This window comes from Variovorax sp. Soil_C_26 (genome assembly GCF_057657075.1).
In genome coordinates this window covers 527,602-545,906 of sequence record NZ_JBDGJC010000001.1, presented here as the reverse complement: position 1 = coordinate 545,906, position 18,305 = coordinate 527,602, and the positions used below count along the sequence as shown (strand labels likewise).

At 71.8% G+C, this 18,305-nt stretch carries 3 protein-coding genes; all 3 read left to right on the top strand.

Features of this window, described 5'->3' with window-relative positions; translation table 11 throughout:
* Nucleotide 1: 1 nt before the first annotated feature.
* From AC3A6G_RS02470 to AC3A6G_RS02460, 3 genes are read left to right on the top strand one after another with little or no spacing between them, the layout of a single operon-like run.
* Nucleotides 2-3,103: a non-ribosomal peptide synthetase gene (locus AC3A6G_RS02470; protein ID WP_487872966.1), complete on the top strand. Its 3,102-nt coding sequence runs from the start codon at nt 2-4 to the stop codon at nt 3,101-3,103.
* Nucleotides 3,104-3,111: 8 nt separating this feature from the next.
* A complete protein-coding gene (locus tag AC3A6G_RS02465) occupies nt 3,112-10,863 on the top strand; it encodes an amino acid adenylation domain-containing protein (protein ID WP_487872965.1) in 7,752 nt (2,583 codons plus the stop codon).
* Nucleotides 10,864-18,249 (top strand): amino acid adenylation domain-containing protein, encoded by a 7,386-nt coding sequence (locus tag AC3A6G_RS02460; RefSeq protein WP_487872964.1) that lies wholly within the window; start codon nt 10,864-10,866, stop codon nt 18,247-18,249. It abuts the gene before it with no gap.
* Nucleotides 18,250-18,305: the final 56 nt, after the last annotated feature.

Sequence of the window (18,305 nt, the reverse complement as noted above, 5' to 3'; positions counted from 1 at the left end):
AATGACGACCATGACCGGCCACTTCGACGACATGACCTTCCCGCTGAGCCCCGAACAACGCGCGGTGCCGGCCGATGCGCCGCGCCTGCTGCTGCGCGCCGACATCGAGGGCGCGCTCGACGCAGCGCGCCTGCGCGGCGTGGTGGCGCGCGTGCTGGGTGCGCACGGCGCCCTGTGCAGCGCCATCCGCGCCGTGCCGGGCTACCGCGGCCTGCGCCAGCAGTACACCCCGGGCATGGCACCGCTGGCCTGGGCGAACGCAGACCTGCGCGGTGCGCCTGATGCCGCACTGGCCCAATGGCTGGCGGACATGCAAGCCGCGCCGCTGGACATCGCGCGCGGCGAGATGGTCCATGCCGGGCTCGCACGCACCGGTGGAGCACGCCACACGCTGGCGCTTTGCGTTCACGCCTGGGTTGGCGACCGGGGCAGCCTGCAGCACCTGTTCGACCAGATCGCCACGGCCTTCGCGGACGAACACGCCTTCGATGCCGCCGAGGTGTTCCCGTATGCGCGCTTCGTGACCTGGCGCCAGGACCTGCTCGATGGCGAAGACGCTGCCGAGGGCCGTGCCTACTGGCAGCGCTACCTCGCGCAAGCCGCCACGCTCGCGCCACCGCGCCTCGTCGGTCGACAGGCTGTTGTCTCGCAGCATGCCGCGCGCGTGCAAGCCGAAGAATCCATCGACGCCGCTTTCGCAAGCCGCATCGCCGCCTGCGCCGACACACTGGGCGCACAGCCCGACACGCTGCTGCAGTCCGTCTGGTGGCTGCTGCTCGCGCGCCTGGACGGGACCGGCCGTTTCGCTGCTGGCTGGCAGCACGACTGCCGCCGCGACTACCCGCCGATGCAGGGCGCGGTCGGCGTGTTCGACAAGGTGCTGCCGCTTATCGTCGAGACCGCGTCGGAAACACGCTTTACCGACTGGCTTGAAAACTTCGACGGCACGCTGGCCGCGCACGTCGAGGCGCAGGAGTACTGGGCCGTCGAAGCACCGCCCATCTCCGCGCACCTCGCGGTCGGCTTCGCGTGCCACGAACGCCCGCGTCGCCACGGTGTCGATCCGCAATGGCAACTGGCCGCGCTGCCGGGGCCGCTGCCGGCTTTCGAACTGGCCCTGCAAGTCGCATGGGATGCCGAAAGTGCCGCGCTGTCGGTGCATGCCGACGCCGCGCGCCACAGCGAGGTGGCGGTGCAGCGCCTGCTGATGCAGTACCTCTGCCTGCTGAATGCTGTCGTCGAACGCCCCGACACCACGCTCGGCGCGCTGCCGCTGGTCGGCCCGCGCGAGCGTGAGTTGCTGCTTCGGTCGCAGGAAGCCGTGGCCGATGTCGGCACGCAGACCGTTACGCAACGCATCGCCCACTGGGCCGCCGAGACGCCCGAGGCGCCCGCACTCGAAGCTGGCGACCAACGCCTGAACTACGGCGAACTCGAACACCGCATCGGCCGCGTCGCCCACTGGCTGCAAGGGCACGGCGTGACACCCGGCACCATCGTCGCGCTGAATCTGCCGCGTGCGCTCGACCTGCCGGTCGCGATCCTCGCGGTCTGGCGCGCGGGCGCCGCCTACCTGCCGCTCGACCCGGACTGGCCCGAGGCGCGCCGCGCGGCGGTGCTCGCCGATGCGCAGCCTGTCTTCACCATCGACGCGGCGCTGCCCGATGCGGCAACGTTGCCCGAGGCGCAAGTCGCACCGCACATCGCCGCACCGAGCGACCTCGCCTATGTGCTCTACACCTCCGGCTCCACCGGCGCGCCCAAGGGCGTGGCCGTCGAGCAGGGCGCGCTGCAGAACTACGTGGCGGCCGCTTCTGCGGCGATGCAGCTCGACACCTGCCGCCGCTGGGCGCTCACCAGCTCGGTGGCGGCCGACCTCGGCAACACCGCGCTGTTCGGCGCGTTCTACAACGGCGCCTGCCTCGTCGTGGCGGCGCCGCACGAGGCGAAAGACGCAGAGGCCTTTGCGCGCTTCATGCGCGCGCACGCCATCGACGCGCTGAAGATCGTTCCCTCGCACCTCGAAGCGCTGCTCGAAGGCGCCACGCCCTGCCTGCCGCGCACGCTGGTGCTGGGCGGCGAGGCCGCGCCGCGCGCGCTGGTCGAGCGCATCGCGCGGCTGGCGCCGCAGTGCGCGGTCTACAACCACTACGGGCCGACGGAGGCCACGGTCGGCGTCTTGGTGCATGCCGTCGAGGCCGGTGCGCCCGTGCCCGAGCAGCTGCCGCTGACGCGCGTGCTCGCGAACAACTGCGTGCGCGTGCTCGATGCGACGAGCGGCCTCGTGCCGGCCGGTGGGTTGGGCGAGGTCTACATCGGCGGCGCGCAGCTGTGCCGCGGCTACCTGAACCGCGCGAATGCTGACGTGTTCGTCGCCGACCCGTTCCGCGCCGGTGAGCGGCTCTACCGCACAGGCGATCTCGCCTGGGTGCTGCCCGAAGGCGGGCTGCGGCTTGCGGGGCGTGCCGATCACCAGGTGAAGGTCCACGGCTACCGCGTCGAGCCGGCCGAGGTCGAGGCGGCGCTGCTGGCGCGGCCCGACGTGCGCCAGGCGGTCGTGCTGGCCGTGCCCGACGTGGCCGGTGCAACCACGCTCGCCGCCTTCTTCGTTGGTGACAGCGAGGCGGCCGACGGGCGCGCGCTGCGCGAACAACTGGCCGCGCTGCTGCCCGCGCACATGGTGCCCGCGAGCTGCACGGCCGTGAGCGCGTTCGCGCGCCTGCCGAACGGCAAGATCGACCGGCTCGCGCTGGCGGCATCGGCCCCGGCCGAGGCACCACAACGCCTTATCGCGGCGCCGCGCGATGCGCTCGAAGCGCTGCTCGCCGACGGCATGGCGACGCTGCTGGGCAGCGGGCCGGTCGGCGTGGAAGACGACTTCTTCGAACTCGGCGGCCACTCGCTGCAGGTCATCAAGCTGGTGGCGCGCATCCGAAAGCTGCTGCAGGTCGAGGTGGCGGCCGGCGTGGTGTTCGACCACCCGACGCCCGCGGCGCTCGCTGCCGTGTTGCGCGAGGCCAGCGCAGACGCGGTCGCGCTCGAACAGCTGGCGCAGACACACCGGTGCGACCTGGCGGACGAATCCGTGGGGGAGGCCGCATGAGCATGGCCATGGACGAGATCCCCCGCACCGTGCACGACGGCCAGGCGGTGCCGCTGTCGTATGCGCAGGAGCAGTTGTGCTTCCTGCAGAAGCTCGAGCCAGGGCTCACGGCCTACAACCTGCCGCGCGTGTTCCGGCTGACCGGTGCGCTCGACGCCGAGGCCCTGGCGCGTGCGTTCCGGGCGGTCATTGCGCGCCATGCGATCCTGCGCACGCACTTCGTCGAACACGACGGTGTGCCGATGCAGGTGGTGCAGGCCGAGGTGCCGTTCGCGCTGGAGCGCATCGACCTCTCGGACCAGGGCGCCGACGCGCAGCAAGCCGCGGTCGATGCGCTCGTGCGCCGCACCGCGGCACATGTGTTCGACCTGGGCCGTGCGCCTGCACTGGTGGCCCGACTCGCGAAGCTCGCCGACGATCGGCATGTGCTGGCCGTCTGCCTGCACCACATCGTGTCCGACGCCTGGTCGAACCCGATCCTGGCGCGCGACCTCGGTACGGCCTACGCGCTGGCGCTGCGCAGCGAAGACATGGTGCAGCTGCCGCCGCTGCCCGTGCAGTACGCCGACTTTGCCGTGTGGCAGCGCGGCCGCGTGCAGGGCGGGGCGCTCGCGCCGCAGCTCGCGCACTGGAACCGCCACCTCGGCGACGAGGTGCCGTCGCTCGACCTGCCGACCGACCGTGCGCGCCCCGCGCAGCAGACCTTCGCCGGCACCGCGCTGGCCTTCGAACTGCCGCCGGCTCTGGCGGCGGCGCTGCAGAAGTTCTGTCGCGCCGAACGCTGCACGCCGTTTGTCGTGCTGCTCGCGGCCTGGCAGGTGCTGCTATCGCGCTGCAGCGGGCAGGACGATTTCGCGATCGGCGTGCCCAACGCAGGGCGCCACCGCGAGGAGGTGCAGGACCTGCTGGGCTTCTTCATCACGACGCAGGTGTTCCGCGCGAGGCTCGCGCCCCGGCGCACGCTGCGCGAGGTGTGCCGGCAGGTGCGCGCCGACGCGCTGGCCGCGCTCGACCATGCCGACCTGCCGTTCGAGGTGCTGCTGGCCAGCCGCAAGGACCGCCGCGACCCCGCGCGCAGTCCGCTGTTCCAGGTGATGTTCGGCGTGCAGATGGCCGGCGAGGCCGTGGCGCTCGACTTCGCGGGCGTGCGCGCCGAGCTCGAAGAGTTCGACGACGCAGGCGCCAAGTTCGACCTGTCGCTGGACTTCTACATCGACCCGCGCGGCGTGCGCGGTCGACTCGAATACAACACCGACCTGTTCGAGGCCACGACCGCGCAGCGCCTGGTGCGCGCCTACCAGGGCGTGCTGCAGGCGATGTCGGACGACCCCGAACGCGTGCTCGCGAACCTCGTGCTCACCCACGCGGACGACGAGGCGCGGCTGCGCGCGTGGAGCGAGAACCTGCCGCACCGGCCGTACACGCAGCCCGTGCACCGGCGCATCGAAGCGCAGGCGCGCGAGCGGCCCGAGGCGGTGGCACTGGTGTTCGGCGACACGGTGCTGCGCTATGGCGAACTCGACGCGCGCGCCAACGCGCTCGCGCATCATCTGATCGGCCAGGGTGTGCGGCCCGACATGCCCGTGGGCATCGCCGCCGAGCGCAGCCTCGAGATGGTCGTGGGGCTGCTGGCGATCCTGAAGGCCGGCGGCGCCTACGTGCCGATCGACCCCGAGCTGCCGCGCGAGCGCATCGCCTACATGCTCGAAGACAGCGGCGTGACGCTGCTGCTCACGCAGTCGCATCTGCGCGAAGCGCTGCCGGTGGCGGCGCACGTGCAGTTGCTGGTGCTCGACGCACTCGACCTGTCGGCCGAATCCACCGCCTGCCCGCAGGTCGCGCTGCATGGCGAAAACCTCGCCTACGTGATCTTCACCTCGGGCTCCACGGGCCGTCCCAAGGGCGCGGCCAACCGCCACAACGCCCTCTACAACCGCCTGGCCTGGATGCAGGACGCCTACGCGCTGGGCGACGCCGACACCGTGTTGCAGAAGACGCCGTTCGGCTTCGACGTGTCAGTGTGGGAATTCTTCTGGCCGCTGATGCACGGCGCGCGCCTGGTCGTCGCCGCGCCCGGCGATCACCGCGAGCCGGCACGCTTGGTCGAACTGATCCGCGCGCACGGCGTGACCACGCTGCACTTCGTGCCTTCCATGCTGCAGGCCTTCCTGGCGCACGACGGCATCGAGGCCTGCACCAGCCTGCGGCGCATCGTCTGCAGCGGCGAGGCGCTGCCCGCCGAGGCGCAGGCGAAGGTGTTCGAGCGCCTGCCGGGCGCGGGGCTCTACAACCTCTACGGCCCGACCGAAGCGGCCATCGACGTGACGCACTGGACCTGCCGCGCCGACGGCCTGAACCATGTCGCCATCGGCCGCCCCATCGCGGGCTGCAAGACCTACGTGCTCGACGCGGGATTGAACCCCGTGCCGCCGGGCGCGGGCGGCGAGCTGTACCTGGGCGGCATCGGGCTGGCGCGCGGCTACCTGAACCGGCTGGGCCTCACGGCCGAGCGCTTCGTCGCCGATCCGTTCAGCGACACCGGCGAGCGCCTGTACCGCACGGGCGACCTCGTTCGCTGGCGCGACGACGGGCAGCTGGCCTACCTGGGCCGCATCGACCACCAGGTGAAGGTGCGGGGCTTTCGCATCGAACTGGGCGAGATCGAGGCGCAGCTGCTGGCGCAGCCGCAGGTGAGGGAGGCGGTCGTGGTGGCCGACGAGGGCCCCGGCGGCACGCGGCTGGTCGGCTATGTGTCGCCGCAGCCCGATGCGGCGGTGGATGCGGCTGTGCTCAAGGCGCGGCTGGCCGAGGTGCTGCCCGAGTACATGGTGCCGTCGCTGCTGTGCGTGCTGCTGGCGCTGCCGCTAAACGCCAACGGCAAGATCGACCGCAAGTCGCTGCCAAAGCCCGAGCGCAGCGGGGCACAGGCCTACGAAGTGCCAGAAGGTGCGGTCGAGCAGGCGCTCGCCGCGGTCTGGGCCGAGGTGCTCGGCCTGCCGCGCGTGGGCCGGCAGGACAACTTCTTCGAACTCGGCGGCGATTCGATCCTGAGCCTGCAGATTGTGTCGCGGCTGCGCACGGCGGGCTGGAAGCTCACGCCGCGCCAGGTGTTCGAGCGGCAGACCGTGGCCGGGCAGGCAGCCGTGGCAGAGCCCACAAGCGCAGCGGTGCAGTCTGAACAGACCGAAGCCGAAGGTGCGGTACCGTTGCTGCCGTTCCAGGCTGCGTTCTTCGAGGCCGATATGCCCGAGCGCCATCACTGGAACCAGTCGCTGCTGCTGCAAAGCCGCGAGGCGCTGGAGCTCCCCGCGCTCGAAGCTGCACTGGCGGCCGTGGTGCAGCACCACGATGCGTTTCGCCTGCGCTTCCATCAGGCAAGCGATGGCCGCTGGCAACAAGCCTACGAGGCGCTGCCGGCACGCTGGCGCGAGGAATGGCTCTGGGTGCGCGATGCGGCGAACCCCGCGCAGATCGCCGCGCTGTGCGATGAGGCACAGCGCAGCCTGGACCTCGCGCATGGGCCGCTGCTGCGTCCGCTGGTCATCCGCCTGCCGGGCGGTGACTGGCGCCTGCTGCTGGCGGCGCACCACCTCGTGGTCGATGGCGTGTCGTGGCGCATCGTGCTCGACGACCTGGCCGCCGCGTACACGCAGTGCCGCGACGGCCGGCCCGTTGCGCTGCCGCCGAAGAGTGCCAGCCTGCAGGCCTGGGCGCACGCGCTGCAGGCGCAATCCGCCGCGATGGACGATGAACTCGCGCACTGGCAGGGCTTCGCCGACGTGCCCGTTGCGCTTCCGTGCGCACGGCCCGACGGCGTGAACACCGTGGCGCGCCGTGCCAGTATCGCGTGGCAGCTCGACCGCGAGCGCACGCAGGCGCTGCTCAAGGTGGCACCGGCCGCCTACCGCACGCAAGTCAACGACCTGCTGCTCACGGCGCTCGGGCGCGCGCTGTGTGGCTGGAGCGGCCATGCGCAATTGGCGATCCTGCTCGAAGGCCACGGCCGCGAAGACATCCTGCCGGCGGAGAAGGCACTCGACCTGTCGCGCACCACGGGCTGGTTCACGAGCCTCTTCCCCGTGCGGCTCGATCCGCTGGGGGCGTGGGGTGATGCGATCAAGCGCGTGAAGGAAGACCTGCGCCGCGTGCCGCAACGCGGGCTCAGCCATGGCGTGCTGATGCACCTGGGCACGGACGCACAGCGGCAGGCACTGCGCGCATTGCCGCGTCCGCAGCTGGTCTTCAACTACCTGGGGCAGGTCGACGGTGCGGCTGGGGCTACGTGGTCGCTCGCGCCCGAAGACGCCGGCGAACCCGTCGCGGCGAGTGCGCCGCTGCTGCACGAATTCAGCGTCAATGCGCAGGTGCGCGACGGTGCACTGCAACTGACGGTGGACTTCAGCGCGGCGCGCCATGCGGCCGACGACGTGCAGGGCTGGCTAAATTGCTTCGGCGACGAACTCGAAGCGCTGATCGCGCACTGCACCTCGGGCGCTACCGGTGTCACGCCGTCAGACTTCCCGTTGGCCGGGCTCGACGCCGCGCAGTTCGACGCGCTGCCGTTGCCCGCGGCGCAACTCGAAGACCTCTATCCGCTGTCGCCGATGCAGTCCGGCATGCTGTTCCATAGCCTGGTCGATGCGCAAGGCGAGGCTTACATCAACCAGCTGTGCATGGACATCGACGGTCTCGATGTCGAGCGCTTCCGCGCCGCTTGGCAGCGCGTGCTGGCACGCCACGAGATCCTGCGCAGCGGCTTCCTGGCCGACGGCGCCACGCCGCTGCAATGGGTGGCGCGCAGCGCCGAGATGCCGTGGGTGATGCAAGATCTGCGCGAGAGCGCCGACCTGCCGGGCGCTCTGGCGCGGCTGGCCGAATCGCAGCGCGCGAGCGGCTTCGACCTCGCGCGCCCGCCGCTGATGCGCATCGCGCTGGCCCGCACGCAGGCGCAGCGGCATTGCCTCGTGTGGACCTACCACCACCTGCTGCTCGACGGATGGAGCGTGGCGCAGCTGCTGGCCGAGGTCCTGCGAAGCTACGCGGGACATGCGGTTGAGCCCGCGCCGGGGCGCTTCCGCGACCACATCGCGTGGCTCGCGGCGCGCGACCAACAGGCCGGCGAGGCGCACTGGCGCAGCGTGCTGACCGGCGTGGAAGAACCGACGCGCCTTGCCACAGCGCTGGTGACGCCCGCCGCACCGCGATCCGGAAAGGCCCGCCAGCGGCTGGTCTTCGACACCGAAGCCACGCGCGGCCTGCGCGAAGCCGCGCGCGCCGCGCACGTCACGCTCAACACTGTTGTGCAGGCAGCCTGGGCACTGCTGCTGGGCCAGCGCACGCGCAGCAGCACCGTCGTGTTCGGTGCCACGGTCGCCGGCCGCAGCGCCGAGATGCCGGGCGCCGAGCGCATGCTGGGCCTGTTCATCAACACGCTGCCCGTGGTCGCGCGCCTGCGGCCCGGCCAGCCCGTGGGCGACTGGCTGCGCGAACTGCAGGCGGCACAGGTGACGTCGCGCGAACACGAGCACACGCCGCTGCACGAGATCCAGGCCTGGGCCGGGATGGGCGGGCAGGGCCTGTTCGACACGCTGGTGGTGTTCGAGAACTACCCGGTCGATGCCGCGTTGCGCGACGACGCGGCGGCGGGCCTCCGCTTCGGTGCGGTGCGCACGCAGGAAGAAACCTCGTACCCGCTGACATTGATGGTGCATGACGACGCGGCGCTGCACATCGACCTCGTGCATGCGCTCGACCTGTGCGACGACATGCAGGCCGCAGCGCTCGTGGGCCAGTTGCGCGCGGCGCTGCTGGCGCTTGCCGGCGATGCGACGCAGGCCGTAGGCCAACTGACGCAGGTCGATGCGGCCGAGCGCGAACGGTTGTCGCGCTGGTCGTGCGGTGCGTTCACGCCGGAAACGGTCGTCTCCGTCCACCATCTCATCGAACAGCAGGCCAAGGCCCACCCCGACGCACTGGCGTTGGTCACGGCCGACCATCGCCTCACCTACGCCGCGCTCAACCGCCTCGCGAACCGCTGGGCGCACCGGTTGATCGCACAGGGTGTGCGGCCCGACATGCCGGTCGCGATCGCGGTCGATCGCTCGGCCGAGACTGTCGTGGGCCTGCTCGCCGTGCTCAAGGCCGGTGGTGCGTACGTGCCGCTCGACCCGGCGTTCCCGACCGAGCGGCTGGCCTACATGGTCGAGGACAGCGGCGCCTCGCTGCTGCTCACGCGCCGCGCGCTGATGCCGCGTTTGCCCGACGCAGCGAGCGTGCAGCGGCTGGCCTTCGACCTCGACGCGGCCGACGACGGCATGGCCGCCTGGCCCGACCACGACCCGGCGGTGCCGGTGCATGGCGAGCAGCTGGCCTACGTGCTCTACACCTCGGGCTCCACGGGCCGCCCCAAGGGCGTGGCGATGCGCCACGACGCGGTCGCGCGCCTCATCGCGTGGCAGCTGCAACGCCTGCCGGGCGCGAGCCGCACGCTGCTGTTCGCGTCGCCGTGCTTCGACGTGGCGTTCCAGGAAATGGTCAGCGGGCTGGCCGGCGGCGGCTGCCTCGTGCAGACGACCGATGCGCAGCGGCTCGACCTCGACGCGCTGGAAGAGCTGGTGCATCGCGAGGGCGTTGAGCGCATGTTCCTGACCTTCTCGGTGCTGCAGCACTTCGCCGAGCAGTCGCTGGCCTCGGGCCGGCGGCTGCCAGCGCTGCGCCAGATCGTCACGGCGGGCGAGCAGCTCAAGCGCACGCCCGCACTGGCCGAATGGCTGGCGCGCGAATCGCAGTGCCGGCTCCTCAACCAGTACGGGCCGACCGAGACGCACGTGGTGAGCGAGTTCGTGCTCGACGGTGCAGGCCCTGACGACCTGCCGCCCATCGGCACGCCCGCCTCGAGCGCGCGTCTGTTCGTGCTCGATGCCACCCTGCAGCCCGTTCCCGTCGGCGTGGCCGGCGAGCTGTGCGTGGGCGCCGAGGTGCTGGCGCGCGGCTACCTGCACCGCGCCGGCCTGACGGCGCAGCGCTTCGTTGCGGACCCGTTCGATGGGCACGGCGGGCGGCTCTACCGCACCGGCGACCTCGTGCGCTGGCGCGAGGACGGCCAGCTCGAGTACCTCGGCCGGCTCGACCATCAGGTGAAGGTGCGGGGCTTCCGCATCGAACTCGGCGAGGTCGAGGCGCAACTGCTCGCTCAGCCCGGCGTGCGACAGGCGCTGGTGCTGGCGCAGGAAGGGCCGGGCGGTGCGCGGCTGGTGGCCTATGCGGCCGGCGCCGAAGGCGCGCCGCTGCGCCCCGCGGCGCTGCGTGCGGGGCTGGCGGCGGCGCTGCCCGACTACATGATGCCGAGCGTCATCGTCGCGATGCCGCAGGGGCTGCCGTTGAACGCCAACGGCAAGGTCGACCGCCAGGCCCTGCCGCCGCCGGAAGCGGCGGAAGAACGCGCCCACGTGCCGCCGCAGGGCGCCACCGAAGCTGCTTTGGCGGGTCTGTGGGCGCAGGTGCTGGGGCTGTCGCGCGTGGGGCGTGGCGACAACTTCTTCGAACTCGGCGGGCACTCGCTCGCGGTGCTCAAGCTGCGGCAGCAGGTCAAGGCGCAGATGAGCATCGACCTGCCGCTGCAGCGCTACTTCGAGCTGCCCGACCTGGCGGCGTGTGCGCAGGCGCTCGACGCGCAAGGGCCGGCGCAGGCGCAGCAGGCCGCGCAGGCCGAGAGCGACCTCGATCGCATGGATGAATTGTTGGAAAGTCTGGGGGGTTGAGTGAGAAGTAGCACTGGCAGCAGCGAACGCAGCAGGGCCATCGCCCAACGGCTGGCAGGTTTGCCACCGGCGCGGCAGAAGGAATTCATCGCCGCGCTTCGCGCGCAGGGCATCGATTTCGGCCGCCTGCCGATCGTGCCTGACCCGGCCGCCGTGCCGGGCGCGCCGCGGCCCGCCTCGTACGCGCAGGCGCGCCAGTGGTTCCTCTGGCAGATGGACCCCGAGAGCACGGCGCCGCACATCACGGCCGCGCTCACGCTGCATGGCGCGCTCGACCTCGCGGCGCTGCGTGCGAGCCTGCAGGCGCTGGTGGTACGGCATCCGTCGCTGCGCACGCGCTTCGGCGTGAGCGACGCCGGCGTGCCGCAGCAGACCGTGTCGCCCGAGGCCGTGCTCGATCTGCGTGAGGCCGATCTGCGCGCCTACCCCGCGCAGGTGCGCGACGAGGCCGCGCGCCTTGTGCGCACGCCCTTCGATCTTTCGCGCGCCCCGCTGCTGCGAGTGGGCCTGCTGCGCACCGGCGAGACCGCGCACCTGCTGGTGCTGGTGATGCACCACATCGTGTCCGATGGCTGGTCGATGCAGTTGCTGGTCGACGATTTCGGCGCGCTGTATCAGGCACATCGCCAGGGGCACGACGCTGCCGTGCTCGCCGCGCCGGCACTGCAGTACGCCGACTACGCGGCCTGGCAGCGCAACTGGCTCGAAGCGGGCGAGGGCGAACGCCAGCTCGCCTATTGGACCGAACGGCTCGGCGGCGAGCAGCCGCTGCTGCAATTGCCTGCGGACCGCGCGCGTCCGCCGCAGGGGCCGTACCTGGCTGCACGCCACCGGCTCGATCTGCCGCGAGAACTGGCGCTCGCGCTGCGCCGCCGCGCGAGCGCCGAGGGCGCGACGCTCTTCATGGTGCTGCTGGCCGGCTTCCAGGCGCTGCTGCACCGCTACACGGGCCAGGGCGACATCCGGCTCGGCGTGCCCGTGGCCAACCGCGACCGGCCCGAGACGGCCGGCATCCTCGGCCTGTTCGTCAACACGCAGGTGCTGCGCGCCGAGCTGGCCGGCCACACCACGCTGGCCGAGGCCCTGGCGCAGGCGCGCGAAGCGGCGCTGGGCGCGCAGGCGCACCAGGACCTGCCGTTCGAACAGCTGGTCGAGGCGCTGCAGCCCGAGCGCAGCCTGAGCCACTCGCCGCTGTTCCAGGTGATCTTCAACCACCGGCAGCAGGACCTGGGCGCGCTCGACAGGCTCGAAGGCCTGCGCATCGAACCCTGGGAACTCGACGAGCAGGCGGCACCCTTCGAACTTGCGCTCGACACGCTGGAGCAGGCCGACGGCACGCTCGGGCTTGGCTTCACGTATGCCCGCGCGATCTTCGAGCCGGCGACCATCGAGCGCATGGCCGCGCATTGCGTCGCAGTGCTGCGTCAGCTGGCCGACGACCCCACGCGCACGTTGCGCGAGGTGGCGCTGCTCGGTCCGCAGGAACACGCCCAGCTGCGCGAATGGGGCGAGGGCCAGGACACCGCGTGGGACGAGGTGCCCGTGCACCGACTCGTCGAACGCCACGCCGCGCTGCGGCCCGAGGCCACGGCGCTGATCGTCGACGGCGTGCCGATGAGCTTCCAGGAGTTCGATGTGCGCGCCAACCGGCTCGCGCACGCCCTCATCGCGCAGGGCGTGCGGCCCGAGGAACGCATCGGCCTAGCGGTGGAGCGTTCGCCCGAGATGGTGGTGGCGCTGCTCGGCGTGCTCAAGGCGGGCGCGGCCTACGTGCCGCTCGACCCCGACTACCCGCCCGACCGGCTCGACTTCATGGCGGCCGACAGCGGCGTGCGGTTGCTTCTCACGCAGGCGCGTGTGCGCGATCGGTTGGGCGCGTCGATGCAGGCGCTGCCCGCGTTGCTGCTCGACGGCGGCGTGCTCGACAACGGCCCCGACGGCGCTCCCGATGTCGCGGTGCATCCCGAGCATCTGGCCTATGTCATCTACACCTCGGGCTCCACCGGCCAGCCCAAGGGCGTGGCCGTGGCGCATGGCCCGTTGAGCATGCACATCCAGACCATCGGCCGCGCCTACGGCATGACGCCCGAAGACCGTGAGCTGCAATTCGCCTCGATCAACTTCGACGGCGCGCATGAGCGCATCTGGACGCCGCTGGCTTTCGGCGCCACGCTGATGCCGCGCAGCCAGGAGCTGTGGACCGTGCACCGCAGCCGCGAGGAAATGCGGCGCCACGGCATCACCGTCGCCTGCTTCACGCCGGGCTACCTGCAGCAGATGGCCGATGAACTCGGTGAGGAAGGGCGCGTGCCCACGCTGCGCTCGTACACCGTCGGCGGCGAGGCCATGGGCCGCGTTGCCTGCGAGCGCGTGATGCAGACGCTGCAGCCGCCGCGCCTCATCAACGGCTACGGCCCGACCGAGACGGTGATCACACCGACCATCGCCAAGGCCTATGCCGACACCGCCTTCGACGCGGCCTACCTGCCCATCGGCGCGCCGGTGGGCGATCGCCGCGCCGTGGTGCTCGACACCGACATGAATCTGGTGCCGCCCGGCATGGCCGGCGAGCTGTACCTGGGCGGTGCGGGGCTGGCGCGCGGCTACCTGAACCGCGCCGGCCTGAGCGCCGAGCGCTTCGTGGCCGACCCCTTCGACACCGCGGGTGGTCGCCTGTACCGCACCGGCGATCTCGTGCGCTGGCGCGCCGACGGGCAGCTCGAATACCTGGGGCGCCTCGATCATCAGGTGAAGGTGCGCGGTTTCCGCATCGAACTCGGCGAGGTCGAGGCGCGTCTGCGCGCGCAGCCCGGCGTGCGCGAGGCCGTCGTGGTCGCGCGCCAGCGCGCGGGCGGTGCGCTGCTGCTGGCCTACGTGTCGAGCCTCGATGCGCAGCGCCCGGTCGAGGCCTTCACGCTGCGCGACGGTCTGGCGCAGGTGCTGCCCGAGTACATGGTGCCATCGGCGATCACCGTGCTCGCGGCGTTGCCGCTCAACGCCAACGGCAAGGTCGACCGCGCCGCGCTGCCCGAGCCCTTGTTCGCTGCCGCGGCCGACACCTGGGAGGCACCGCAAGGGGCGGCCGAGGAGGCGATGGCCTCCGTTTGGGCCGACGTGCTCGGCGCGCCGCGCGTGGGCCGAAATGACAACTTCTTCGAACTCGGTGGCCACTCGCTGTTGGCCATGCAGTTGCTCGAACGGCTGCGCCGGCAGGGCTTCGGTGCCCAGGTGCGCACGCTGTTCCAGAACCCGCGCTTCGCCGACTTCGCGCGCGCGACGCTGGAAGCCGGTGCCTCGCCGCGCCCGGCACCGGTGGTGCCCGACAACGCGATTCCCGACGGCTGCACGCGACTCACGCCGCAGATGCTGCCGCTGGTGACGCTCGACGACGCGCAGCTGCGCCGCATCGAATCCGCCGTGCCCGGCGGCGCGGCCAACATCCAGGACATCTACCCGCTCGCGCCGCTGCAGGAAGGCCTGCTGTTCCATCACCTGATGCAGGCCGAGGGCGACGTCTATGTGCAGTCGCTGCAGATGCGCTTCGACAGCGAAGCGCGGTTGAACGCGTTCATGGACTGCCTGAACCGCGTCATCGTGCGCCACGACATGCTGCGCACGGCGGTGATGTGGGAAGGGCTGGCGGAGCCGGTGCAGGTGGTGCACCGTCATGCGCCGGCCGAGGTCGAATGGCTGCCGATCGACGCCGCCGCGGGCGACGTCGCCGCGCAGCTCGAAGCGCATGTGCGCCCCGGCCGCTACCGCCTCGACGTGCGCCGTGCGCCGATGCTGCGCGCCATTGCCACGCACGACGCTGCGGGCGGCGGCTGGCTGCTGCAGCTGCCGAGCCACCACCTGGCGCTCGACCATGTGTCGCGCGACCTGCTGGTCGAGGAGATCACGCTGCTGTTGCAGGGCCGTGCCGATGCACTGCCCTCGCCCGTGCCGTTCCGCAGCTTCGTCGCGCAAGCGCGGCTCGGTGCCGACGTGGCCGAGCAGGAGACGTTCTTCCGCCGCATGCTCGGCGACGTGCGCGAGCCGACCGCGCCCTTCGACCTGTTCGATGCGCGCGGCGACGGTACGGCCGTGGAAGAAGCGCACCTCGAACTCGACGCGGCGCTGGCGCAGGCCGTGCGCACGCAGGCGCAGCGCAGCGGTGTCAGCACAGCCACGCTGTTTCACCTGGCGTGGGCGCTGGTACTGGCCAAGACCACGGGCAAGGACGACGTGGTGTTCGGCACCGTGCTGTTCGGCCGGCTCGCAGGCGGCGAGGGCGCGGGGCGCGCGCTCGGCATGATGATCAACACGCTGCCGCTGCGCGTGACGCTGGGCCGCAGCCACGCGCTGGCCTGCGTGCGCCAGACCCACGCCGCGCTGGCCGGCCTGCTGCACCACGAGCATGCGAGCCTGTCGCTCGCGCAGCGCTGCAGTGCGGTGCCCAAGGGCACGCCGCTGTTTTCGACGTTGCTGAACTACCGATATGTGGCGCAATCGCCCGCTGCGAGCGCCGATGCCGGCGGCTGGGAAGGCATCGAGACGCTCGGCGCGCAGGAACGCTCGAACTACGCCTTCGCGTTGTCGGTGAACGAACGCGCCGACGGCTTCGCGCTGACCGCGCAGGTCGATGCGTCGGTCGGCGCCGCGCGCGTGTGCCAGTACATGCACGACGCGGTGCGCCGCGTGGCCGACGACCTGGCGCAGGCGGCCACGCACCCGGTCGTGGCCTTCGACCTGTACACGGCCGACGAGGCGCAGCGCCTGCGGGCCTGGGGCGTGAACACGCCCGCCTACCAGGACACGGCACCCGTGCATGTGCTGGTCGCACGCCAGGCAGCGTTGCGGCCCGAGGCCACGGCGCTGATCTTTGGCGACCACAAGCTGAGCTACGCCGCGTTGGACGCGCGTGCCAACCGGCTGGCGCACCACCTAGGGCGCGCGGGTGTGCGGCCCGAAGTGCGCGTGGGCCTCGCGGTGCGGCGCTCGGCCGACATGGTCGTGGCGCTGCTCGCGATCCTGAAGGCAGGCGGCGCCTACGTGCCGCTCGACCCGGCCTACCCGCCACAGCGGCTGGCCTACATGGTGGAAGACAGCGGCGTCGCGCTGCTGCTGGCCGACGATGCCGTCGCGCTGGACCGCATCGGAATGCCGGCTGTGAAGGCACTGACGCTCGACACGCTCGATTTGTCGAACGGGCCGGCGCACGCCCCCGGCGTGGCGGTGCATCGCGACCACCTGGCCTACGTGATCTATACCTCGGGCTCGACCGGAAAGCCCAAGGGCGTGGCCGTGGCGCACGGTCCGCTGGCCATGCATGTGCAGTCCATCGGCGAGGCCTACGGCATGACGCCCGAGGACCGCGAGCTGCAGTTCGCGTCGATCAACTTCGACGGCGCGCACGAGCGCACCTGGGTGCCGCTGGCCTTCGGCGCGGCGCTGATGCCGCGCGACGAAGAGGTCTGGCCGGTGGAGCGCACCTGCGCCGAAATTGCGCGCCACGGCATCACCATCGCCTGCTTCACGCCCGGCTACCTGCACCAGATGGCCGAGCTGATGGGCGAGGCTGCGAGCCGGCTGCCCATACGGTCCTACACGGTGGGCGGCGAGGCGATGCCGCGCACCAGCTTCGCGCTGGTGCAGTCGGCGCTGAAGCCGCCGCGCATCGTCAACGGCTACGGGCCGACCGAGACGGTGATCACGCCGATGATCGCCAAGGCCGCGCCGGGCGAGGGCTTCGACGCGGCCTACATGCCCATCGGCCGCCTCGTGGGCGACCGCACGGCCTACGTGCTCGACGGCGCGATGAACCAGGTGCCGCCCGGCGTGGCCGGCGAGCTTTACCTCGGTGGCGACGGCCTGGCGCGCGGCTACCTGCAGCGCGCGGGCTTGAGCGCGGAACGTTTCGTGGCCGACCCCTTCGGCGCGCCGGGCGGCCGGCTCTACCGCACGGGCGACCTCGTGCGCTGGGAGGCCGACGGACAGATGGCGTACCTCGGGCGCATCGACCATCAAGTGAAGATCCGCGGCTTTCGCATCGAGCTCGGCGAAATCGAGGCGCAGCTGCTGGCGCTGCCGCAGGTGCGCGAGGCCGTGGTCGTCGCCAGTCAGGGCGCGGGCGGCGCGCGGCTGGTGGCGTATGTGTCGCCGCTCGCGGGCGAGCGCATCGAAGCTTCGCGGCTGCGTGCGAGCCTTGCGGCGCTGCTGCCCGAGCACATGGTGCCGGCCGTGATCGTGGCGCTCGACACGCTGCCGCTCAACATGAGCGGCAAGGTCGATCGCCATGCGCTGCCCGCGCCGGTGTTCGCCGGCGGCGACGGCTACGACGCGCCGCGCGGCACCACCGAGCACGCGCTAGCGCGCATCTGGTCAGAAGTGCTCGGCGTGGAACGCGTGGGCCGCGACGACAACTTCTTCGAACTCGGCGGCGACTCGCTGCTGAGCCTGAAGGTGATGGCGCAGGCGCGTCGTCTGGGCATGCCGGCGCTCGACCTGAAGTTGCACGACTTCCTGCGCGCGCCGACCATCGCGGGGTTGCTGGGCGGGCGTGCCAATGCGCCGTCGCTGGTCGCCCTGAACGCGGTGATGCCCGGTGCGGCGCCGCTGTTCTGCATGCACGCCGCGCTGGGCACGGTGTACGACTACGCGCCGGTGGCGCGCCGCCTGCAGGGCGTGCGCACCGTGTACGGCCTGCCGTGCCGCATGCTTGCCGACCCCACGCACCGCGACGTGTCGCTGGCGCGCATGGCCGACGACTACGCTCGCATGCTCCGCGGCGTGCAGCCGCAGGGGCCGTACCACCTGCTGGGCTGGTCCCTCGGCGGCGCGCTCGCGGCGGCCGTGGCGGCGCGGCTCGAGGTCGAAGGCCAGGCCGTGGCGTTTCTCGGCCTGGTCGATCCCTATGTGCCCGAGCCTGATGCGCGGATGCAGACGGTGGATGACGACGGCCGGCGTGACTTCGCCGACTTCGTTGCGTCGGCCTGGCCCGCGGCGCGCCTGGAGGGGCTGCTGGACATCGACGACTTCGTCTGCGACGAGGCGACCGTGGCTGCGCTGATCGCACAGGCCCGTGCGCAAGCGCAAGCCCGCGGCGACACGCTCGAGATGCCGGCCTACGCGAATCTGCCCGACGACGAGTTGGCCCGCATCTTCCTCACCGGCCAGCAGCTGAAGGCGATCGAGACCGAAGCCCTCGTGCCGCTGCGCTGCTGCGCCGAGTGCTGGTGGATCGCGCGGCGACCGGCAGCGGACCGGGCCGCGCTCGCGCTGCAGCTGGGTCGGTCGGACCTCGCGAGCGCCCCGGCGCTCGACGAGGACCACCATGCGATCCTGCGCAGCCCGGTGTTGTTGGCACAGTTGGGCGAGCGACTGGGTGAGGCTGAGGCCCTGGCATAGAAAAGCACGACCCGGAAGCCGGGTCGTGCGTCAAGGGCACCCTTCTGCCGGTGCCG